Source organism: Pseudonocardia alni, from assembly GCF_002813375.1.
In the GTDB taxonomy this organism is placed as follows: Bacteria; Actinomycetota; Actinomycetes; order Mycobacteriales; family Pseudonocardiaceae; genus Pseudonocardia; species Pseudonocardia alni.
On record NZ_PHUJ01000003.1, the window covers coordinates 4,608,198 to 4,629,859 of the forward strand.

The 21,662-nt window shown below is 74.5% G+C and carries 21 protein-coding genes, 1 tRNA gene and 1 pseudogene; 12 read left to right on the plus strand and 11 right to left on the minus strand.

Annotated elements, in window-relative coordinates:
* Positions 1-2: 2 nt before the first annotated feature.
* On the minus strand, positions 3-1,196 hold the full coding sequence (locus ATL51_RS22755; RefSeq protein WP_100879885.1) for an aminotransferase: 1,194 nt from the start codon (positions 1,194-1,196) through the stop codon (positions 3-5).
* A 125-nt stretch (positions 1,197-1,321) separates the two neighbouring features.
* Here ATL51_RS22755 and ATL51_RS22760 point away from each other — a divergent pair.
* A pseudogene (locus ATL51_RS22760) lies at positions 1,322-2,460 on the plus strand (MFS transporter).
* Between the two features lie 120 nt (positions 2,461-2,580).
* On the opposite strand, the gene ATL51_RS22765 reads toward ATL51_RS22760, so the two are convergent.
* A tRNA-Leu gene (locus ATL51_RS22765) sits at positions 2,581-2,665 on the minus strand.
* Between the two features lie 98 nt (positions 2,666-2,763).
* On the opposite strand from ATL51_RS22765, the gene ATL51_RS22770 reads away from it, so the two are divergent.
* The 3 genes from ATL51_RS22770 to ATL51_RS22780 all read left to right on the plus strand — a co-directional run bounded on the left by ATL51_RS22770 (position 2,764) and on the right by ATL51_RS22780 (position 5,363).
* Complete coding sequence (locus ATL51_RS22770; protein WP_100879886.1) at positions 2,764-4,095, plus strand: M20/M25/M40 family metallo-hydrolase; 1,332 nt, start codon at positions 2,764-2,766, stop codon at positions 4,093-4,095.
* A gap of 74 nt (positions 4,096-4,169) precedes the next feature.
* Positions 4,170-4,940: an SDR family oxidoreductase gene (locus ATL51_RS22775; protein WP_100880880.1), complete on the plus strand. Its 771-nt coding sequence runs from the start codon at positions 4,170-4,172 to the stop codon at positions 4,938-4,940.
* A gap of 45 nt (positions 4,941-4,985) precedes the next feature.
* A complete protein-coding gene (locus ATL51_RS22780; RefSeq protein ID WP_073575461.1) occupies positions 4,986-5,363 on the plus strand; it encodes a VOC family protein in 378 nt (125 codons plus the stop codon).
* A 13-nt stretch (positions 5,364-5,376) separates the two neighbouring features.
* Here ATL51_RS22780 and ATL51_RS22785 read toward each other — a convergent pair whose 3' ends face one another.
* Positions 5,377-5,661: a DUF5703 family protein gene (locus ATL51_RS22785; RefSeq protein WP_062400830.1), complete on the minus strand. Its 285-nt coding sequence runs from the start codon at positions 5,659-5,661 to the stop codon at positions 5,377-5,379.
* A 105-nt stretch (positions 5,662-5,766) separates the two neighbouring features.
* Complete coding sequence (locus ATL51_RS22790; RefSeq protein ID WP_073575460.1) at positions 5,767-6,714, minus strand: aldo/keto reductase; 948 nt, start codon at positions 6,712-6,714, stop codon at positions 5,767-5,769.
* Between the two features lie 168 nt (positions 6,715-6,882).
* On the opposite strand from ATL51_RS22790, the gene ATL51_RS22795 reads away from it, so the two are divergent.
* From ATL51_RS22795 to ATL51_RS22810, 4 genes are all read left to right on the plus strand, one after another.
* Positions 6,883-7,704, plus strand: coding sequence for an undecaprenyl-diphosphate phosphatase (locus ATL51_RS22795; protein WP_100879887.1), 822 nt, complete (start codon positions 6,883-6,885; stop codon positions 7,702-7,704).
* Between the two features lie 29 nt (positions 7,705-7,733).
* Positions 7,734-8,441, plus strand: a complete 708-nt coding sequence (locus tag ATL51_RS22800; protein WP_100879888.1) for a histidine phosphatase family protein — start codon at positions 7,734-7,736, stop codon at positions 8,439-8,441.
* A gap of 98 nt (positions 8,442-8,539) precedes the next feature.
* Positions 8,540-9,124 (plus strand): DUF3090 domain-containing protein, encoded by a 585-nt coding sequence (locus ATL51_RS22805; protein ID WP_073575457.1) that lies wholly within the window; start codon positions 8,540-8,542, stop codon positions 9,122-9,124.
* A gap of 50 nt (positions 9,125-9,174) precedes the next feature.
* On the plus strand, positions 9,175-10,008 hold the full coding sequence (locus ATL51_RS22810; RefSeq protein ID WP_100880881.1) for an SCO1664 family protein: 834 nt from the start codon (positions 9,175-9,177) through the stop codon (positions 10,006-10,008).
* Here the strand turns inward: ATL51_RS22810 and ATL51_RS22815 are convergent.
* Positions 10,005-12,287 (minus strand): UvrD-helicase domain-containing protein, encoded by a 2,283-nt coding sequence (locus ATL51_RS22815; RefSeq protein ID WP_301549139.1) that lies wholly within the window; start codon positions 12,285-12,287, stop codon positions 10,005-10,007. The two genes, ATL51_RS22810 and ATL51_RS22815, sit on opposite strands and share 4 nt — an antisense overlap.
* A 56-nt stretch (positions 12,288-12,343) precedes the next feature.
* Positions 12,344-13,168 (minus strand): sulfite exporter TauE/SafE family protein, encoded by an 825-nt coding sequence (locus ATL51_RS22820; RefSeq protein ID WP_100879890.1) that lies wholly within the window; start codon positions 13,166-13,168, stop codon positions 12,344-12,346.
* 77 nt (positions 13,169-13,245) lie between these two features.
* On the opposite strand from ATL51_RS22820, the gene ATL51_RS22825 reads away from it, so the two are divergent.
* Positions 13,246-14,109, plus strand: coding sequence for an alpha/beta fold hydrolase (locus tag ATL51_RS22825; protein ID WP_100879891.1), 864 nt, complete (start codon positions 13,246-13,248; stop codon positions 14,107-14,109).
* A 94-nt stretch (positions 14,110-14,203) separates the two neighbouring features.
* Positions 14,204-15,640 (plus strand): NADP-dependent phosphogluconate dehydrogenase, encoded by a 1,437-nt coding sequence (gene gndA, locus ATL51_RS22830; protein ID WP_100880882.1) that lies wholly within the window; start codon positions 14,204-14,206, stop codon positions 15,638-15,640.
* Between the two features lie 64 nt (positions 15,641-15,704).
* Here gndA and ATL51_RS22835 read toward each other — a convergent pair whose 3' ends face one another.
* Positions 15,705-17,453, minus strand: a complete 1,749-nt coding sequence (locus tag ATL51_RS22835; RefSeq protein WP_301549140.1) for an MFS transporter — start codon at positions 17,451-17,453, stop codon at positions 15,705-15,707.
* A 253-nt stretch (positions 17,454-17,706) separates the two neighbouring features.
* On the opposite strand from ATL51_RS22835, the gene ATL51_RS22840 reads away from it, so the two are divergent.
* Positions 17,707-17,895: a YncE family protein gene (locus ATL51_RS22840; RefSeq protein WP_301549141.1), complete on the plus strand. Its 189-nt coding sequence runs from the start codon at positions 17,707-17,709 to the stop codon at positions 17,893-17,895.
* Complete coding sequence (locus ATL51_RS22845) at positions 17,892-18,413, plus strand: DUF2127 domain-containing protein (RefSeq protein ID WP_100879892.1); 522 nt, start codon at positions 17,892-17,894, stop codon at positions 18,411-18,413. Before ATL51_RS22840 ends, ATL51_RS22845 begins: the two co-directional genes overlap by 4 nt.
* Here the strand turns inward: ATL51_RS22845 and ATL51_RS22850 are convergent.
* From ATL51_RS22850 to ATL51_RS22865, 4 genes are all read right to left on the minus strand, one after another.
* Positions 18,390-19,529 carry a flavin-containing monooxygenase gene (locus tag ATL51_RS22850; protein WP_100879893.1) on the minus strand — a complete coding sequence of 380 codons (1,140 nt, stop codon included), beginning with the start codon at positions 19,527-19,529 and terminating at the stop codon, positions 18,390-18,392. The genes ATL51_RS22845 and ATL51_RS22850 overlap by 24 nt on opposite strands.
* 66 nt (positions 19,530-19,595) lie before the next feature.
* On the minus strand, positions 19,596-20,552 hold the full coding sequence (locus tag ATL51_RS22855; protein WP_100880883.1) for a pyridoxal-phosphate dependent enzyme: 957 nt from the start codon (positions 20,550-20,552) through the stop codon (positions 19,596-19,598).
* Positions 20,553-20,647: 95 nt separating this feature from the next.
* Positions 20,648-21,241 carry a DinB family protein gene (locus ATL51_RS22860; RefSeq protein WP_100879894.1) on the minus strand — a complete coding sequence of 198 codons (594 nt, stop codon included), beginning with the start codon at positions 21,239-21,241 and terminating at the stop codon, positions 20,648-20,650.
* A gap of 93 nt (positions 21,242-21,334) precedes the next feature.
* Entirely contained in the window at positions 21,335-21,655 is a 321-nt protein-coding gene (locus ATL51_RS22865; protein WP_100879895.1) for a hypothetical protein, read from the minus strand.
* Between the last annotated feature and the right edge of the window lie 7 nt (positions 21,656-21,662).

The window sequence follows — 21,662 nt, forward strand, 5'->3', positions numbered from 1 at the left end:
GGTCAGCCGGTGACCACCCCCGCCCGCCGCCCGGCCTCGGTGAGCCGCTCGGCCAGCAGCGCCGCGCCCGCCTCGTCCACCCGCCCCACCGACAGCCGCAGCATCTGCCGGTCGTCGGGCAGGAACGCGGTGCCCGGGATGGTCAGGGTGTCGTGGTCGAGCAGCAGCGTCCGGACGACGTCGAGGGTCGGGCGGTCCGGGAACGGGTGGCGCACCCAGGCGAAGAACCCGCCGAGCGCGGCGACCTCGAACCCGCCCGGGCGGTCGGCGAGTGCGGCACCGACCCACTCCCGCCGCCGGGCGATCTCCGCGACCCGGTCGGCCCGCCACACCCCGGCGCGGGTGAGCCCGGCCACCGCGGCCTCCTGCCCGGTCCGCGGTGCGCAGATGGCGATGCAGTCGAGCAGCTTGAGCACCTGGCGTCGCAGCTCCGGGCCGGCGACGACCGACCCGACCCGGTACGCCGGGATCGCCAGGTCCTTGGAGTAGGAGTGCAGACCGACCACGGTCGAACGCCACGCCGGGTCGGCGAACAGCGTGTGCGACGGCTCGGTCGTGTCCGGGCGGAACGAGCGGTAGGTCTCGTCGAGGACGAGCGCGATGTCGTGGCGTCGGGCCAGCTCGGCGAACGCGGTGATCTCCTCGGGCGGGACCGTCACCCCGCTCGGGTTCCCCGGCGTGACCAGCACGATCGCCCGGGTGCGCGGGGTGAGGAGCGCCTCGGCGTCGGCGGCGCGCGGGACCAGGTCGGCGTCGGGCTCCAGGTACACCGGCGTGACGCCGCGCATCCGCAGCCACATGTCGTGGTTGAAGTAGTAGGGCAGCGGCGAGATCACCTCGTCGCCCGGACCGGCGAGCGCGTCGGCGACCACGGCGAACGCCTGGTTGCAGCCCGCGGTGACCACGACGTCGTCGGGGGTGAGGTCGCCGCCGTGCTCGCGGGCCAGCTCGTCGGCGATCGCCCGCCGCAGCGGCGGGATGCCCGGCACCGGCGCGTAGCCGGACAGGCCGGGGTCCCGTGCGACCTCGACGACGCGCTCGACGACCTCGGGTGCCGGCGGGTACGGCGGCGCGGCCTGCGACAGGTCCAGCAACGGGTGCGTCGCGTTCCGTGCCGGGTCCCGCTCGCCGGCCAGCGCGAGGGCCGCACCGATGGGGGAGTCGCTGCCGGCCGCCGTCGTGGGGTCGAGTCGCACCGTCGGATGCCGCCTTCCGGGTCGTCCTGCGTCGGTCCTGCGGTCCGATCGTCGCCGACGCGGCCCGGGGCGGTCCAGCGACCCTCGGGATACGGTCGCCGCAGCAGGCGTTGCGAGGTGGCACGGTGGTCGAGGTCCGGACGGCGCCCGGCGCGGGGTTCCGCCGCCGGGTCCTGCTCGTCCTGTGCCTCACCGAGATCACCAGCTGGGGCGTCCTCTACTACGCGTTCCCGGTGCTCGCCCCGTCGATCTCGGCGGACACCGGCTGGTCGGTGAGCGCGGTGACCGGCGCGTTCTCCGCGGGCCTCGGGGTGTCCGCGCCGGCCGGGATCGTCGTCGGACGGCTGTTGGACCGGTGGGGCCCGCGCTGGGTGATGACGGCCGGGTCGCTGCTGGGGGTGCCCGCCGTCGTCGGGATCGCCGTCGCACCGTCCTGGCCGTGGTTCCTCGCCGCGTGGCTGGTCGCGGGGCTCGCGCAGTCCGCGACGCTGTACCCGCCCGCGTTCGCGGCGCTGACCCGCTGGTGGGGAAGCGACCGGGTGCGCGCGCTGACCGGGCTCACCCTGGCCGGCGGCCTGGCCAGCACGGTGTTCGCGCCGCTGTCGGCGGCGCTGCTCGGCGGGTTCGGCTGGCGCGGCACCTACCTGGTGCTCGCCGCCGTCCTGCTGGTTGTGACGGTCCCTGCGCACCTGCTCGGGCTGCGCGGCCCGTGGCCGGGGGCCCCCGCCCCGCCCGAGCACGCCGACCCGGGCGCGATCGCGCGCAGCCGCCCGTTCCTGCTGACCGTGGCCGCGGTGTTCCTCGGCACGTTCTGCGGGTTCGCGGTCGCGGTGAACCAGGTGCCGCTGCTCATCGAGCGGGGACTCGACGTACAGACGGCGGCCTGGGCGCTCGGGCTCGGCGGGGTCGGGCAGGTCGCCGGGCGGGCCCTCTACACCCGCGTCGTGGGACGGCTGGCCCCACCGGCACGGGCGGTGCTCGTCCTGGCGGCGCTGGCCGCGTCGACCGCGCTGCTGGGACTGCTGCCCGGCCCGGCGTGGCTGCTGGTCGGCGCGGCGGTGCTGACCGGCGCGGCCCGCGGGATCACGACGCTGCTGCAGGCCACAGCGGTATCGGACCGGTGGCGGTCGCGGTCTCGCCGTGGGCCGGGGCGGCGCTGGCCGGGCCGCTCGGGGGCTACCCGCAGCTGTTCGCGGTGCTCGCCGGGGCCGCGGCGGTGGGGGCGGTGCTGGCCGTCGGCACCCGGGTCCGTGATCCGCGCTGACCCGGCTGCGGGCCCGTGCCCGTCCCGGGTGTTCACGGGGACGTTCCCTCACACGTGGGCGACGGGCCCGGAACGCACGAAACCGGCCACGGAGGACCGTGACCGGTTTCGGAGGATGTGTGTCCGAGGGGGGACTTGAACCCCCACCCCCTTATACGGGGACTAGCACCTCAAGCTAGCGCGTCTGCCATTCCGCCACTCGGACGTCGCGATCTCTCGATCGCGTCGTGGGGAAGCATAGCCGAGGCCCGCGGCCGGGTCGCGGCGGGGTCGGCACGCGTCGCCGGTGGTAGAACGACGCCCATGACCGCTTCAGCGAACGACGACCCGACCAGCGCCGAGGACGAGGTCGTGCAGCTGTGTTCGGAGCTGATCCGGATCGACACGACCAACACCGCCGACCCGGAGACCCTCGTCGGTGAGGCCGAGGCGGCCGACTACGTCGCGGACAAGCTGCGCGAGGTCGGCTACGACGTCGAGCTGGTCGAGTCCGGTATGCCCGGGCGGATGAACGTGATCGCCCGGCTCGAGGGCGCCGACCGCTCCCGCGGTGCACTGCTGATGCACGGCCACCTCGACGTCGTCCCCGCGGACGCGAGCGAGTGGTCGGTGCACCCGTTCTCCGGGGCCGTGCAGGACGGCTACGTCTGGGGCCGCGGCGCCGTCGACATGAAGGACATGGACGCGATGATGCTGGCGGTCGCCCGCCGCTTCAAGCGTGAGGGCGTCGTCCCGCCGCGGGACATCGTGTGGGCCTTCGTCGCCGACGAGGAGGCCGGCGGGAAGTGGGGCGCGCAGTGGCTGGTCGAGCACCGGCCCGATCTCTTCGAGGGGTGCACCGAGGCCGTCGGAGAGGTCGGCGGGTTCTCGCTGACCCTCGGTGAGGACCAGCGGGCGTACCTGATCGAGGCCGCGGAGAAGGGCATCGCCTGGATGCGGCTGCGGGCCAGGGGCAAGCCCGGCCACGGCTCGTTCCTGCACGACGACAACGCCGTCACCATCCTGGCCGAGGCCGTCGCCCGGCTCGGGAACCACACGTTCCCGCTCACGATCACCGACACGGTGCAGGCGTTCCTGGACCGGATGACCGAGCTGACCGGCGTCGAGTACCCGGAGGACGACCTCGAGGGCGCACTGGCCAAGCTCGGCCCGATCTCGCGGATCATCGGCGCGACCGTCCGGGACACCGCGAACCCGACGATGCTCGACGCCGGGTACAAGGCCAACGTCATCCCGTCGACGGCCGAGGCGGTCGTGGACTGCCGGGTGCTGCCGGGCCGCGAGGAGGCGTTCCTGCGCGAGGTCGACGAGCTGCTCGGCCCGGACGTCGAGCGCGAGTGGGTCACCGACCTGCCCGCCGTCGAGACGCCGTTCGAGGGTGCACTGACCGACGCGATGCAGGCCGCGCTGCGCACCGAGGACCCGACCGCCGAGATCGTCCCGTACATGCTGTCCGGGGGGACCGACGCGAAGGCGTTCTCGACGCTGGGCATGAAGTGCTACGGCTTCGCGCCGCTGCGGCTCCCCCCGGAGCTGGACTTCGCGTCGCTGTTCCACGGCATCGACGAGCGGGTGCCGGTGGACGCGCTGCGGTTCGGCACCCGGGTGCTCGACCGCTTCCTGCGCACGGTGTGACGGGGACGCCGGGCCCGGCCGGCCCGGCACCCCGCTCCGTGACGGCACCGGCCGCCGGGTGGAAGGGTGGCGGCATGGATCTCTCGGGCAAGGTCGCCCTGGTCACCGGAGGCGCGTCGGGCATCGGCGCGGCCGCGGTCGACCGGCTGGTGGCGGCAGGTGCGCAGGTCGTGGTCGTCGACCGGGACGCCGACGGCGCCGCGGCCGTCGCGGAGAGGGCCGGTGGGCTCGCCCACGCGGCCGACGTCACCGACCCCGCGGCGATGGCCGCCGCGGTGGCCGCGGCCGAGGAGCGTTTCGGGCGGCTCGACATCGTGCTGCTCAACGCCGGCATCACGGCGGGCCAGTCCGGCGTCACCGACCTCGACCTGGACGGCTACCGGCGCATCCTCGGCGTGAACCTCGACCACGTGGTGTTCGGGCTCAACGCCGCCGTCCCGGCGCTGCGCCGCGCCGGGGGCGGTCATGTGGTGGCGACCGCGTCGCTGGCCGGGCTGATCGGCCTGCCCGGCGACGCGCTCTACACCGCGACCAAGCACGCCGTCGTCGGCTACGTCCGGGCCGCGGGCCCGGCGCTGGCGGGGGAGGGCATCCGGGTCACCGCCGTGTGCCCCGGGTTCGCCGACACCCCGCTGATCGGCAACGTCCGCGCCCAGTTCGGCGACTTCCCGCTGCTGGGGGCCGACGACGTCGCCGCGGCCGTCGAGCAGATCCTGGAGCGGGGCGAGCCGGGGGAGTGCTGGTACGTGCAACCCGGCCGCGAGCCCGCGCCCTACGGCTTCCGGGGGGTGCCCAGCCCGCGCGGGGCGGGCACGCCGCCGGAGGTCGGCTGGCAGGACGCCTGAGAGGGGTCTTGACCTGAACCGCGGTGCAGGTCACATCCTGGGGGCATGGCCGAGCTGAACCACACCATCGTCCACTCCCGTGACAAGCGCGCCGGGGCGGCGTACCTCGCCGAGATCCTGGGACTGCCCGAGCCGACGTCGTTCGGGCCGTTCCGGGTCGTGCGTGTCGCCAACGGCGTCGACCTGGACTTCATGGACGCCGACCCGGCGACGATCGTCCCGCAGCACTACGCGTTCCTGGTCTCCGACGACGAGTTCGACGCCGCGTTCGCCCGGATCACCGCCCGCGGCCGGCAGTACTGGGCAGACCCCGGCGGGAGCCGTCCCGGCGAGATCAACACCCACGACGGCGGCCGGGGCGTGTACTTCGACGACCCGTCCGGGCACCGCCTGGAGCTCATCACGGTGCCCTACGGCGGCTGACGGGCGGGGACCGTCAGAAGGTGGGCTCGGGCAGCAGGCCCTGCTGGGCGCCGAGCCGTCGTCGCAGCACGATCTTGCGCACGCCGCCGGGGTAGAGGCGCAGCCGGGACAGCTCCCAGCCGGAGAACTCGGCCTGGATCGCCAGCCGCACCGACGCCGTCAGCCGGGAGACGTCCCCCTCGATGCGCACCGGGCGGTACTCGTACCGGTCGTCGGTCCAGCCGTCGCCGTCCCGAGTCCCGGCCACCCGATTCCCGGCGGCGGAGTCCTCCGACCCGTTCCCAGCGCCCTCGGTCATGCGTGCCTCCCGGTCGTGCCGTGCTCGTCGGTGCCCACCGGGTGAACGGTGGGTGTCGCGTCGGGCATTCCCACTGTAAAGGGCACCCGGGCCGGCGGGGGAGGCTCAGACGGGGTCGCTCACGTCGTCGAGCGCGGTGCGGATCTCGGCGGGCAGCACGAGGTCCTCGGCTGCGAGCGAGGCCCGCAGCTGGGCCGCATCCCGCGCCCCGACGACGGCCGAGGCCACCCCCGGGCGGTCCCGCACCCAGGTCAGCGCCACCGACAGCGGTGAGGTGCCGAGCCCGTCGGCGGCGGTGAGGACCGACTGGACGATCCGCGCCGAGTGCTCGGTGCGGCGCGCCTCCACGTACGAGGCCAGCAGCGCGCTCGCGCCCCGCGAGTCCGCCGGGGTGCCGTCGGTGTACTTGCCCGTGAGCACCCCCCGGCCCAGCGGAGCCCAGGCCAGCAGCCCGAGGCCGTGGTACCGGGCGGCGGGCAGGAGCTCGGCCTCCGGTTCCCGGGCGAGCAGCGAGTACTCCACCTGCGCCGACACCGGACGGCAGACGGCCGGGTCGGGCCCGGCGGTGGCGCCACCCGCGACGGTCGCCAGCTGCCAGCCGGCCGGGGCGACCAGCCCGGCGTAGCGCACCCGTCCGGAGTAGACGGCGACCTGCACCGCGGACAGCGTCTCGTCCAGCGGCACCCGGGGGTCCCAGCCGGGGAACTGCCACAGGTCCAGGTGCCCGGTGCCCAGCCGGCGCAGCGTGCGGTCCAGTGAGCGCAGCAGCGCGGTCCGCGAGGCCCGTTCACCCGCGTCGGGGGCGGCCGTGCCGCGTCCGGCGAGGACGACGTCGTCGCGACGCACGGTGCCCCGCAGCAGCCCGCCGAGCACCTGCTGGGCGGCGCCGCCGCCGTAGTCCTCGGCGGTCTCGACGAGGGTCCCGCCGACGTCGACGAACGCGCGCAGCTGGTCCGCGGCATCGGCGGGGGAGGTGTCCTCGCCCCAGGTCATGGTGCCCAGGCCGACCCGCGACACCTCGAGGCCGCTGCTGCCCACCGGTCTGCGTTGCACGGTCGCCGAGCCTAGGCGCGCGGGCCCGCGGGACCGGTGAGGGCGCGCAGAGTGACCCCCGTCTCGGCGAGTACGGTGACGGCCCGTGATCATCCAGGAGCCGAGCCGCCAGGACCGGACGACGCCGGACCGGGGCGCCCCGGCCCGCGGCCGCGACGGGAGCCGTTCGTGAGCTGGCTCGAGGTCGTCGTCCTCGGGATCGTCCAGGGGCTCACCGAGTTCCTCCCGGTGTCCTCCTCGGCGCACCTGCGGATCGTCTCGGCGGTCGGTTTCGGCGGGGACCCGGGGGCGGCGTTCACCGCCGTCTCCCAGCTCGGCACCGAGGCCGCGGTGATCGTCTACTTCGCCAAGGACATCTGGCACCTGTTCCTCACCTGGGTGCGCGGGTTCCGCGACGCGGAGGTCCGCGCCACCGACGACTACCGGCTGGCCTGGCTGGTCATCATCGGGTCGGTCCCGATCGCGGTGCTCGGGGTGCTGTTCAAGGACCAGATCGAGGGCGTCGCCCGGAACCTCTGGCTGGTCGCGACCACGCTGATCGTGTTCGGTGTCCTGCTCGGCCTGGCCGAGCGCTTCGGCAAGCAGGTCAAGCCGGTCGAACGGATCACCGTCAAGGACGGCATCCTGCTCGGCTTCGCCCAGGCCATGGCGCTGATCCCGGGCGTCTCGCGGTCCGGTGGCACGATCACCGCCGGCCTGTTCCTGGGGCTGACCCGGCCCGCGATCGTGCGGTACTCGTTCCTGCTGGCGATCCCGTCGGTGTTCGGGGCCGGCCTGTTCACGCTGCCCGACGTGTTCGCCGGCGACGGCCCGTCCGGGGCGCAGATGCTCGTGGCGGTGGTGGTCGCGTTCGTCGTCGGCTACGCGGTGATCGCCTGGCTGCTCCGGTTCGTGCAGAACAACACCGTCTACGTGTTCGTCGCCTACCGGATCGCGCTGGGTGTCGCCCTGCTCGCCGCCCTGTCGCTCGGCGCGGTCAGCGCGTACTGACCGCCGTCACTCCCGTAGCCTCGGTCGGCGTGACGACCTTGATCCTGCTGCGGCACGGCCGGTCCACCGCGAACACCGCGGGCGTGCTGGCCGGGCGCACCCCGGGCGTGGAGCTCGACGACCGCGGCCGCGAGCAGGCGGCGGCCGTCGTCGACCGGCTCGCGACCCTGCCGATCGCCTCGGTCGTGACCTCCCCGCTGGAGCGGTGCCGCCAGACCGTCGCGCCGCTCGCGGCGGCCCGCGGGCTGGAGCCGGTCGTCGAGGACGACCTGGCCGAGGTCGACTACGGCGCGTGGACCGGGCGGAAGATCACCGACCTGCTCAAGGAGGACCTGTGGAAGGTCGTCCAGGCGCACCCGTCGGCCGCGACCTTCCCGGACGGCGAGTCCCTGGCCGGGATGCAGGCCCGCTCGGTCGCGGCGGTGCGTCGCCACGTCGCCCGGGTCCGGGCCGAGCACGGCGAGGACGCGATCGTCCTGGCCTGCAGCCACGGGGACGTGATCAAGGCGATCCTCGCCGACGCGCTGGCCAGCCACCTCGACAACTTCCAGCGGATCGTCGTCGACACCTGCTCGGTGAGCGTCGTCACCTACACCGAGCTGCGGCCGTTCGTCGCGCGGATGAACGAGCAGTCCGGCGACGTCGCGAGCCTGGTCCCCAAGCCGAAGCCCGCCGAGGGCGAGGAACAGCCGGTGAACGCCTCCGACGCCGTGGTCGGGGGTTCCACGAACGCGTGAGGCGGGGGGTGATCCACCTCGCATCGTCCCTGGTGGACGCACCCACAGGTGACCGCGGGGATGCCCCCGCAGCCGGATACGCCTACCCTGGAAGGGTCATGGCACGCGTCATCCACGTCTTCCGCCGACCCGACCGCTTCGTGGCCGGGACCGTCGGCGAGCCCGGCGATCGCGCCTTCTACCTGCAGGCGATCGAGAGCAGCCGCACGATCAGTGTGCTGCTGGAGAAACAGCAGGTCTCGGTGCTGGCCGAACGCATCACGGCGCTGCTGGGCGAGGTGTCGAAGCGCTTCGGCGAGGACAACCTGCTCGGCGCGACCGTGGCCACGGGGTCCTCGGACAGCGACCCGCTCGCGGTCCCGCTGGAGGAGGAGTTCCGGGTCGGGACCATGGGCCTGGGCTGGGACGCCGACTCGAGCTCGATCGTCGTCGAGCTGCTCGCGGTCACCGAGGAGGAGATCGACGAGTCGGTCGTCCTCGACGACACCGAGGAGGGCCCGGACGCGCTGCGCGTGTTCCTGTCCCCGACGGCGGCCAAGGCCTTCGCCGAGCGCGCCGAGAAGGTCGTCGACGCGGGCCGTGCCCCGTGCCCGCTCTGCGCCGAGCCGCTCGACCCCGAGGGCCACGTCTGCGTGCGCCTCAACGGCTACCACGACCGCAACCCCGTGGCCGGGACGGAGTGACGCTCGACCTGCGCGACCCCGCCGTGTTCGAGGTCCTGCGCACCGGCCGCATGGACATCACGGGCCGGATGGTCGACGCCTCCAACGCCACCCTGTTCGGCACCGTCTCCCTCGACGGCGTCGAGCTGCGCTGCGTGTACAAGCCGGTGCGGGGGGAGCGCCCGCTGTGGGACTTCCCGGACGGCACCCTCGCCGGGCGCGAGGTCGGTGCCTTCCTCGTCTCCGAGATCTCCGGGCTCGACGTCGTCCCGCCCACGGTGCTGCGCGACCAGGCCCCGTTCGGGACCGGCATGGTGCAGGCCTGGGTCTCCTCGGGGGACGAGGGCGCCCTGTCCGAGCCACCCGCCGACGACGCGGGCGACGAGCTGGACGGCGACATCACCGAGGAGACCGTCCAGCTCGCCACCGAGTCGCTGGTCGAGCTGTGCGAGCCGCACGAGATCCCCGGCGGCTGGCTGCCGGTGCTCCGTGCCCGGGACGGCGCGGGGGACCCGGTGGTGCTGGTCCACGCCGACCACCCTCAGCTGCGGGACATGGCGCTGTTCGACGTCGTCGTCAACAACGCCGACCGCAAGGGCGGGCACGTGATCCTCGCCGGGGACGGCGACGTCTACGGCGTGGACCACGGCCTGACCCTGCACACCGAGCCGAAGCTGCGCACCGTCCTGTGGGGCTGGGTCGGGGACGAGCTCGGCGAGGAGCACACGGCCGTCCTCAAGGAGCTGCGCGCCCGGCTGGCGGGCGAGTTCGCCGACGTCCTCGGCGAGCACGTCACCCGCCGCGAGGTCGCGGCGCTGCGCTCCCGGATCGACCACCTGCTCGCCGAGCCGCGCTTCCCCGGCCCGGACGGCTACGGCCCGGCCATCCCCTGGCCGGCGTTCTAGCCGGTCACCTCCAGGAGCCCGAGCCGCTGCGTCGCGCGGGTCATCGCGACGTAGAGGTCCGCCGGGTCGGCCGCCCGGATCCGCTCCGGGTCGACGATCACGACGGCGTCGAACTCCAGGCCCTTCGACGACACCGGGGTGTGCACCGGCACGCCGGGGGCCCCCAGGTCGGTGCCGGGCGGGGCGATGACGGTGACCGTCCCGTCGGCGGTGCGGGCCCGCTCGTCGTCGACGGCGGCGCGGACCGCGGCGCCGAGCTCCCCGGCCGGGACCGTGCGCGTCCACGGCTGCTCACCGGTGCTGCGCACCGACTCCGGCGGGCGACGGTCCGGGGCGTAGGTCGCCAGCACCCGCGCGGCGGCGTCCATGATCTCCGACGGCGTCCGGTAGTTCACCGTCAGCGTGCGGTGCGTCCAGCGTCCGGCCAGGTGCGGGGCGAGCACGTCGGCCCAGGCCCGGGCGCCGGCCGGGGCGCTGCGCTGGGCGAGGTCGCCGACCGCGGTGATCGACCGCGCCGGGCAGCGCCGCAGCAGCACGTGCCAGTCCATCGCGGACAGCTCCTGCGCCTCGTCGACGACGAGGTGCCCGTAGCGCCAGTCCCGGTCCGACGCCGCGCGCTCGGCCACGGTCAGCGGCACCCCGGCGACGTGCCGCTGCGCGAGCATGTCCGCGGTCACGAAGTCGGTGGGCCGCAGCTCGTCCGGGTCCTCCCCGGCGAGCGACCGGTCCGCGGACTCCAGCACGGTCAGCACCTCGGCGGCGTAGGCGCTGTCCGGCTCCGGTGCCGTGGCGGGTGTCCCGTCGGGGACCGGGCCGAGTAGCTCGGCGAGCTCGTCGAGCAGGGGCGCGTCGGCCACGGTCCACGGCGTGCCCGGTTCCCGCCGCAGCGACTCCGGAGCACCCGCGGCGGCCAGCCGGTCCGGGTCGGCGTACAGCTCGGCCAGGGCCCGCTGCGGGGTCAGTACCGGCCACAGCTGCTCGACGGCCGCGTGGAACCGGGGGTCGGTGCGCAACGCGTCGCGCAGCTCGGCCCGCATCTCGGCCGACACCTCGGCCGCCCCGGCGGGCTCGATCTCCGGGATGTCCAGCCCCGCCAGCAGCTCCGCGAGCTCCGGCGGGTCCTCCAGACCGACCTCGAGCCGCTCCAGCCCCTGGTCGACGAGCAGCCGCCCGAGGGTGTCGCGGAACGTGGCGCGGGCGATGTTGTGCGGCTGCCCGGTGGCACGGGCCCGGCGGCGCGCCTCGGCGGCCGGCGCCGTGCCGATCTCGACGGTGACGTCGTCCATCTCGATCGCGACCGGTGCCCCGGGCAGCTCCTGGCGGTCGTCGACGGCGCGGCGCAGCACGTCGACCATCGCGAGGTCGCCCTTGAGCCGGGTCGTCCCCGGCGGGTCGGTCGCCTCCGCCACGACGCCGTGCGCGAGGCGTCCGGGGGTGGTGAACACGACCGCGGACTCGCCGAGCGCGGGCAGTACCCCGCCGACGTAGTGCACGAACCCCGCACTCGGCCCGACGACGAGCACGCCGCTGCGGGCGAGCCGGTCGCGGTGGGTGTAGAGCAGGTACGCGATCCGGTGCAGCGCGACGGCGGTCTTGCCCGTCCCGGGGCCGCCCTCGATCACGACGGTGCCCGACAGCGGCAGACGGATGATCTCGTCCTGCTCGGACTGGATGGTGGTGACGATGTCGCGCATGCGGGTCCCGCGCGGCGCGGTGAGGGCGGCGAGGAGCGCGGGGTCCGACGCCGACACGGTCCCGGTGCCGGGCCCGTCGCCGTCGAGGAGGTCGTCGTGGAAGCCGGCGACCCGCTCGTGCGGCGCGGTGCCGGCGACGGTGTAGTGCCGGCGCCGGGTCACACCGAGCGGGGTGACCGGGGTGGCGCAGTAGAAGGGCTGCGCGGCCGGCGCCCGCCAGTCGACCAGCGCGCTCTCGCCGTCGGCCGGGTCGGTCAGCCCGATCCGGCCGACCCGGGTCGGGGCGGCCCCGTCGACGTGGTCGAGACGCCCGAAGCACAGTCCCGCGCGGGCCGCGGTGAGCGTGCGCACCCGCTCCGAGGCGCGGTGCACCGACACGTCGCGTTCCCAGCGGGCGCTGAGCTGCTCCCCGGCACGCTCGGCGGCGGCGCCCCGGGCCTGCGCGCCCGCGGCGGCGAGCTCGTCGTCGAGCAGGGCGTGCAGCCCGCGGAGGTGCCGGGTCTCGCGGGTCAGCTCCGCCTCGTAGGCGGAAGCGGAGGTCGCCGGGGTCTTGCCATCCGTGTTATACTTAAGGTGCTGGTCCACGTTCTCGTGTTCTGAGCGCACCCTGAAGGGTAGCGCGTTCCGGGTCGTCTGCGCACTCATTTCCGTCGTCGGCGGACCAGTCCGACGGTCTCGCGCGCCGCCATCGCGGTCGCGAACGTGCCGAACACCAGCCCCAGCACGACCGCGTCGAGCGCCAGGCCGAGGACCGCGCCCGCCACCGTGCCCGGCGCGGCGGTCACCGCCAGTACAGTGCCCCACTTCCCGGACGCGGTGCCCTGACGCAGGTGCACGACCGTCCCGACGATCGAGTTCGGGATGAACATCAGCAGCGATGTCCCGGCCGCGACGTGCAGATCCGTGCCGAACAGCAGCACCATCGCCGGCACCGCGAGCAGCCCGCCGCCGAGTCCCATCGCACCCGCCCAGGCGCCGATGACCAGGCCGACCACCGTCGCCGTCGGATACAGGAACCAGGGATCGGCGACCAGCGACGCCGGCACCACCGCCCCGCCGAGCAGCGGCACGCCCAGCGCGTCGACGAGCAGCTTCGCCGCCGTCAGCACCAGCACGGCCACCAGCAGGACCCGCAGCAGCGTCTCCGACGCGCGCGCCAGCAGCTTCGGGCCGATCCACCCGCCGACCGTGCCACCGACGATCAGCCCGGCGCCGGTCCGCAGGTCCAGCGACCCGCCGCCGAGCGCGTAGGCGGCCGCACCGGCGACGCAGACCCCGATGTTCGCGATCGTCGACGAGCCGTGGATCCGGGCCCGCGACATCGCGGTGAACCGGTCGAGCGCGGGCACGAACAGCACTCCGCTGCCGCCGCCGATCAGCCCGCCGACGACGCCACCGACCAGGCCGGTCACGCCCACCGGCACGGCCCGGCCGTCCCGGTCCGTGTCGGGGGAGAGGCGGACCATCGGGCCAGTGTCACCCCACCGGCGGCCCCGCCGTGCGCGGCGTCCCAGCGGGCGGGAACCGGGGATACGGTCGGCCCATGACGCTCCCGGCCCCGCAGCGGATCACCGTCCCCGGCACGACCCTGCCCGAGATCACCCTGTCCGTGCACGACACCGGCGGCGACGGCAGCCCCGTCCTGCTGCTGCACGGCTGGCCGGACCGGGCCGCCCTGTGGACCCACCAGGCGGCCGCGCTCGCCGGGGCCGGGTACCGCGTCGTCGTCCCGGACCTGCGCGGCTTCGGGGACTCCGACCGGCCCGCCGAGGTCGAGCACTACCGGATGCGGGCCCTGGCCGCCGACGTCTTCGGCGTCGCGGACGCGCTCGGCATCGACCGGTTCGCCCTCGCCGGGCACGACTGGGGCGCCTCCCTCGGCTGGGCCCTCACCCTCGCCTCGCCGCGGGTGACCCGCTACGCCGCGTTCTCCGTCGGACACCCGGCCGCGTTCGCCACCGCGGGGTTCCGGCAGAAGGCGATGTCCTGGTACATGCTCTGGTTCCAGTTCCCCGGCGTCGCCGAGCAGGTGATGCCGGCCGACGACTGGCAGTTCCTGCGCGGCTGGCTGCACGCGACGCTGCCCGAGGGACATCCGATGGCCGCCCGCCAGCTCGCCGACCTGTCCCGGCCGGGCGCCCTGACGGCGTCGCTGAACTGGTACCGCGCCAACATCGACCCGGCGACGTTCGTGCCCACCACGATCCCGCAGCCCCCGCGGATCACGGTGCCGACGATGGGGGTGTGGAGCGACGGCGACCTCGCGCTCACCGAGGGGCAGATGCGGGGCTCCTCGGCGTACGTCGACGACTTCCGCTTCGAGCTCGTCGAGGGCTGCGGGCACTGGATCCCGGAGGAGGCGCCGGAGGCTGCGAGCGCGCTGCTCGCCGACTTCCTCGCGGGGTGACCGAGGGGACACGCGCTCCTCGCTGCGCCGCCGTGGGCCGCGGGCCAGGATGGGTCGGGTACAGCGGCGTCCGAACGACATGGAGGAAGCACTGATGGCGGAGAAGAGCCGGATCGGGGTCACCGGGCTGGCGGTGATGGGGGCGAACCTCGCCCGCAACATGGCCCGCCGTGGCTTCCCGGTGGCGGTGCACAACCGCACCACCTCGAAGACGACCGAATTCATGAAGGACTACGGCGACGAGGGTGCCTTCACCGGCACCGAGTCGCTGCAGGAGTTCGTCGACGCGCTGGAGACCCCGCGCAAGATCGTCGTCATGGTGAAGGCGGGCAAGCCGGTCGACGCCGTCATCGACGAGCTGGCCCCGCTGCTCGACAGCGGCGACATCATCATCGACGCCGGCAACTCGCACTTCCCCGACACCGACCGCCGTGCCGCGTACTGCGAGGAGCGCGGGCTGCGCTTCATGGGCATCGGTGTGTCCGGCGGCGAGGAGGGCGCCCTCAACGGGCCGAGCATCATGCCCGGCGGCCCGCAGGAGGCCTACGGCGAGGTCGAGGAGATCCTCACCGCGATCGCCGCGAACGTCAACGGTACCCCGTGCTGCACCCACGTCGGCCCCGGCGGCGCCGGGCACTACGTGAAGATGGTGCACAACGGCATCGAGTACGCCGACATCCAGCTCATCGCCGAGGCCTACGACCTGCTCACGCACGTCGCCGGGCTGTCCGCGCCGGAGATCGGGAAGATCTTCGAGGAGTGGAACTCGGGCGACCTCGAGTCCTTCCTCATCGAGATCACCGGCATCGTGCTGGCCAAGACCGATGAGAAGACCGGGAAGCCGCTCGTCGACGTGATCGTCGACCAGGCCGAGCAGAAGGGCACCGGCCGCTGGACGGCCATCGACGCGCTCGACCTCGGCGTCCCGCTGACCGGCATCACCGAGGCCGTGTTCGCCCGCACGCTGTCCAACCTGCGCGACGAGCGCCGGGAGGCCTCGACGACTCTGGGCGGCCCGACCCCGGGCTCGGGGAAGAACCGCGACGAGCTCGTCGAGGACATCCGCCAGGCGCTCTACGCGTCCAAGGTCGTCGCCTACGCCCAGGGCTTCGCGCAGATGCGCGCCGCCTCGCAGGCCAACGACTGGGACCTCGACCTCGGCGCGATGGCCCGGATCTGGCGCGGCGGCTGCATCATCCGCGCCCAGTTCCTCAACCGGATCACCGAGGCCTACGAGTCCCACCCGGACCTGGACAACCTGCTGATGGTCCCGTACTTCACCGAGGCCGTCGCGAACGCACAGGACGCGTGGCGCCGGGTCGTGGTGACCGCGACCGAGCAGGGTGTGGCGATCCCCGCGTTCTCCTCCAGCCTGTCCTACTACGACGGCTACCGTCGCGAGCGCGGCCCGGCCAACCTCATCCAGGGGCTGCGCGACTACTTCGGCGCGCACACCTACGCGCGCACCGACGCCGACGGCAAGTTCCACACCCGCTGGAGCCAGGACGGCAGCGAGGTCGCCGCGGACTGACCCCGCGCCATGACACCCCGGCGCCGGCACCGCCGGGCCGGGGTCGCGGTGTGCCGGGCGGGCCTCAGCCGCGGGTCGCCGCCGGCCGCGCCGCGCCGGTTCCGTCGCCGTCGGTCGCGTCGCCGTCGGTCACCACGGGCCCGTCGACGTGGTGGTACTTCCCGCCGCGCAGTGCGCTCGCCACCGCGGCGACCAGGCAGGCGACGGCGGCGAACCCGAGCGCGAAGGTCAGCCCGTCGGCGAACGGGCCGGAGATCAGCTGCGGGAAGAACCCCCGCCCGGTCAGGTACGCCGACTGTGCGGGCGCCAGCGCGCCGAGGACCTGCGGGCCGAGCAGCGTCGCGATCGGGTTGTAGCCCAGCAGCGCCGCGAACAGGATCCCGACCGGCGGCAGCGCCGCGACCCGGTCCGCCGCGAGCTCCGGCACGCCCTGTGCCACGAGCCCGTCGTGCAGCGACGTGGGCAGCGTCGTCGACAGGCCCGCGATGAGCAGCGAGAAGAACACCCCGATCGACAGCACCGTCGCCGCGTTCTGGAACGTCGAGGTCATGCCGGCCCCGGCACCACGCTGGTGCGCGGGCAGCGAGTTCATGATCGCCGCCCGGTTCGGGGAGCTGAACAGACCCATCGCCAGGCCGTTGAGTGCCAGCAGCAGCGCGAACGCCCGGTAGTCGAAGTCCACCGGCAGCGCCAGCAGCGCGAGGAACGTCGCGGCCGCACCGAGCATCCCGACCGTGGCGAAGGCGCGGGCGCCGTAGCGGTCGGACAGGATGCCCGACACCGGTCCGGCGACGAGGAACCCGATCGTCAGCGGGACCATGTAGATGCCCGCCCACAGTGGCGTCGTCTCGAACGGGAAGCCGTGCTCGGGCAGCCAGATGCCCTGCAGCCAGATGATCAGGATGAACTGCAGCCCGCCGCGGCCGAGCGCGGCCAGCAGGCTCGCGATGTTGCCCGCGGTGAACGCACGGATCGAGAACAGCGAGACGTGGAACATCGGCTCGGGCACCCGGCGCTCGATCCAGGTGAACAGCGCCAGCACCGCGATCCCGCCGAGGATCAGGCCGAGGACGAGCGGGCTGGTCCAGCCCATGACGTCGTCGCCGTAGGGCTGGATGCCGTAGGTGATGCCCATCAGGACGGCGACGAGCCCGACCGCGAACGTCAGGTTGCCCCACCAGTCGATCCGCGCCGCGCGGCGGGCGCCGGTGTCGCGGAGCCGGGCGTAGGCCCAGATCGTGCCGAACACCCCGACCGGGACCGACACCAGGAACACCAGGTGCCAGTTCACCGGGGCGAGCACCCCGCCGACGACCAGTCCGAGGAACGAGCCGGCGATCGCCGCGACGGAGTTGATCCCGAGCGCGAGCCCGCGCTGGTGGACTCCGAACGCGTCGGTGAGGATCGCGGTCGAGTTGGCGAGCAGCAGCGCCCCGCCGACACCCTGCAGCACCCGCATCGTGATCAGCCAGACCGCGCCGGCGTCGCCCTGCATCCAGGTGGCGGCCAGCAGCACCGAGAACACCGTGAAGACGGCGAAGCCCAGGTTGTACATGCGGGTACGGCCGTACATGTCGCCGAGCCGGCCGAAGCTGACCACCAGCACCGCCGTGACGACGAGGTACCCCATGATCAGCCACAGCAGGTAGTCGATGTTGTCCGGCGCCAGCGGGTCGATCCCGATGCCGCGGAAGATGTCCGGCAGCGCGATCAGCAGGATCGACATGTTGATCGTCACGATCAGCACGCCCATCGTGGTGTTCGACAGTGCGACCCACTTGTACCGGTCGGCCGGTCCCGATTTGTTGAGCATCGCTAATAACTGTAGCGCCCCGGCGCGTGTTCGCGCCATGGTCTCGCCCGGCTCGTCCGGTCCGTCCCGATCCTCCCTCGGGTCACCGAATTCGCAGGTCGGGCAGGGTCTACAGTCCGCGGCGTGAGGTCGAGAGGGGTGGAGCCGTCCGCCGGGACGTCCCGGGCGCGAGGTGCTGCGCGCGGCGGCCGCCGCAGCCCTGCTCGCGGTGACGGAGGCGCTCCGGCGGATCCCCGGGAAGGCGGGTCCCGACATGAGTAACGTCTCGGCCGACGGCCGGACCCTGTGGCCGTCCGGGCGCTACGACCGGGAGGTGTACGTGCTCTCCACCGACGACGGCCACCCGATCCGGCGGATCCCGGTCGGTGACGGCCCGCACGGGCTGTGCATGTGGCCGCAGCCCGGCCGCTACCCCCTCGGCCACACCGGGATCACCCGGTGACCGCCGGACCGACGGCGACGACGACCTCGGCCCGCCGGACCGAGCAGCTGTTCCGCGTCGCCCTGGTCGTGAAGGGCATCGACGGGGCGGCGGAGCTGCTGGGCGCCGTCGTGCTGGTGCTGGTGTCGGGGGACTGGCTGCACCGGGTCGTCGCGCAGATCCTGGCCCGCGACCTGATCGGTCCGCCGGACGGCACCCTGGCCCGGCACCTGACCGAGGGCGTCGACCGCTTCGCCGGCGGGGACCGCACCTTCGTCATCGTCTACCTCGGGCTGCACGGCGTGCTCAAGCTCGGCCTGGTCGCGGCGCTGCTGACCCGCTGGCGCCCCGCCTACCCGCCCGCGGTGGTGATCCTGGCGGTGTTCGTCGTGTACGAGCTGGTCCACGCCTGGCACACGCACTCCGTCGTGCTGCCGTTCCTCGCCGCGCTCGACATCGCGATCATCGTGATGGTGATCCGGGAGTACCGGCTGCTCGGCCGGGAGGCCGCCGACTCAGGCGCCGGCCGCGACCGGTAGCCGCTCCAGGACCGCGCGCGCCGCGGCGCGACCGGCCCGGTCGGCGCCGATCGTGCTCGCCGACGGGCCGTAGCCGACCAGGTGCACCCGCGGGTCGGCGACGACGCCGGTGTCGCGCGGCCCACCCATGACGATCCCGCCGCCCGGTCCGCGTAGCCGCAGCGGGGCGAGGTGGCCCAGCGCGGGCCGCCAGCCGGTCGCCCACAGCAGCACGTCCGCGAGCTCGCGGGTGCCGTCGGACCACTCCACCCCGTCCGGCACGACCCGGGTGAACATCGGCCTGCGCGCCAGCACCCCGCTCGCGATCCCGGCCCGCACCCCGGCCGTGAGCCCCAGCCCGGTCACGCCGACGACGCTGCGCGGCGGCAGCCCGGCCCGGACCCGCTCCTCGACCCGGGCGACGGCGGCGCGCCCCTGCTCGGGCCCGAACGGCGTGCTGTGCCACTCGGGCTCCCGGCGGGTGACCCACGTCGTCGCGGCGGCGTACGGGGCGATCTCCAGGAGCAGCTGCACCGCGGTGATCCCGCCGCCGACCACGACGACCCGCTTCCCGGCCATGGCCTGCGGGCCGGGGTAGGAGCGGGCGTGCAGGCTCGTACCGCGGAAGGTCGCGAGGCCCGGGTAGGCGGGGACGAACGGGCGGGTCCAGGTGCCGGTGGCGTTGACCAGGTGGTCGGCGACCCAGGTGCCGCGGTCGGTGTCGACAGCCAGTGACCCGCCGGTGTCGACGACCGGGGACCCGCCGGCGTCGGACACCCGGGTGACGTGCACCGGGCGGACGACCCGCAGGTCCAGCTCGCGTTCGATGCGGCCGAAGTAGGCGGGGACGGCGTCGCGCGCGGGGAGGTCCGGGTCGGCGCCGGGGTCGTCGAATCCGGAGCGGACCCCGGCGACGTCGTGGATGCCGTTCACCGTGCGCATCCGCAGCGTCGGCCAGCGGTGCCGCCACGCGCCGCCGGGGCCGTCCTCGCCGTCCAGCACGACGAACCCGGGGCCCGGCTCCAGCCCGCCGCGCCGCAGCCCGGCCGCCGCCGACAGGCCCGCCTGGCCCGCGCCGATCACCACGACCCCGGTCCGCTCCACACCCGGGCCAACGCCCCGGCCGCACACGGTCATCCCGCGGTGATCACCGGTTGCGGAGCATCACGCCCGCCTCGCGGGCGCTGCGCTCCACGACCGTGATCACGGCTGCGCCGCGTCGCGGACCACGTCGGCGACGTCGGCGTTGCCGCCGCAGACCACCAGGGCGAGCCGGGCGTCCGGGTGCCGCTCCACGATCCGGCGGGCGGCCGGGACCAGGCAGCCCGCGGCCGGCTCGGCCCAGATCCCGGCGTGCTCGGCGAGGGTGAGGGTGCCGCGGTGGGCCTCGGCGTCGTCGATGACGAGGACCTCGTGCACCAGCGCACGGACGTGGTCGTAGGTCAGCTGCGACGCCGACGGCGCGGACAGCGTGGTGATCGCCGACGAGATCGTGACGGGCGTCGGGCCGCCCGCGGCCAGGGCGGCGGACATCGCCTCGGCGCCGACGGTCTCCACACCCCACACCCGGGTGCCGGGCAGCAGCGCGCGGACCGCGGTGGCGACCCCGGAGATCAGCGCCCCGCCGCCGATGGAGACCAGCACGTCGGTCGGCGGCTCGCCGAGAGCGACGGCGTCGCGGGCCAGCTCCAGCCCCACGGTGCCCTGCGCGGCGACGATCACCGGGTCGTCGAACGGGTGCACCAGCGTCCGTCCGGCCCGCTGCAGCTCCCCGGCCTGCGCGAACGCGGCCGCGATGTCGGAGGTGAGCTGTACGTCGGCACCTGCGGCGCGGGCCGCGGCGACCGACCGGGCCGGCGCGGTGCGCGGCATGACGACGACCGCGTCCACCCCCGCGGCGCCCGCGACCTCGGCGACGGCCAGCCCGTGGTTGCCACCCGACACCGCAACGACGCCCGCGGCGCGCTCGGTGTCGGTCAGCGACGCGAGCTTGGCCAGGACCCCGCGCGGCTTGAACGACCCGGCCCGCTGCAGGTGCTCCAGCTTGAGCAGCACGGGCGCGCCGAGGGCCGCGGACAGCCCGGGGGAGGGGACGGTCGGGGTACGCACCACGCCCCCGGCGATCCGCTCCGCCGCCGTCTCGATGTCTGCGATGCTCACCTGGTCCGCCACCGCCGCAACGTAACCCCGGCGCCGGGCCCGCGCGGTCCGGGGCCGCCGGAGCCACGCCGCCCCCGGAGCCTGCGTACCGGGGCTCAGCCCATCGTGCGCGCGCCGTCGATCGCCTCGCGGATGATGTCGGCGTGCCCGGCGTGCTGGCTGGTCTCGGCGAGCATGTGGATCGCGACCCGGCGGACCGACCAGGACGTGTTCGGCTCGAACCACGGCGCGACCGGCAGGGCGTGCGACGAGTCCAGGTCCGCGGTCCGCAGCACCTCCTCGGTGCGCGCGGCGACCTGCTCGACCCGGGCCCGCAGGTACTCCAGGGTCTCGTGGTCGGCCAGGACGAACCGGGTGTCCACCCACTCCTCGCCGGAGGCGGACCAGTCACCGCCGTTCGCGCCGGCCTCGGCGTCGACGGCGTCCCAGTCGACGGAGTCGTTGTAGACCTCGACGTCACCGAACGCGGCGGCGCCCTCGACGGCGAAGCGGAACCACTGCTCCTCGGTGTCCGCGACGTGCTTGAGCAGCGAGGCGATCGTCAGTGCACTCACCGTGCTGCGGGTGCGCGCCTGCTCCTCGGTCAGTCCGTCGGCGGTCTGCAGCAGGAAGCCGCGGTGCCGCTCCAGGGTGGCGATCAGCTCGGCACGCTCGCCGGTCAGGGCCTGCTTCGCGTCGGTGGCGTTCATCTCCGGGGCCGCCTCTCGGGGTCCGCGGACCGGGGCCGTCCCGGTCCGACGGGAACGACGATAGGACCGATCGCGGACGGATCCGGTCCTCGATCAGGAACTGCCGGCGGGTCTGTCGCCGAGGTCGTGCAGCGCGGTCTCCCAGCGCTCCCGGCGGACGTCGTCGTCCAGGTCCCACCAGGGCGTGCCGCGCTCGCCGAGGCCGTGCTTGGCCACGGACACCCGCGTCCGGGCGGCGGCGACGCGGTCGTCGTCGCCGGTCCGCCTACCGGCACCGACCTCGGCGCGGGCCTTTCCGAGGTGCTGCTGCAGCGCGGACCGCACGTCGTCCGGGATCGTCGGGTCGGTGGCGCGCCACCGGCGGCCCCGGACGACGATGTACCGCCCGTCCGGGGTCCGCTCGGGTTCGCTCACGGGGCGC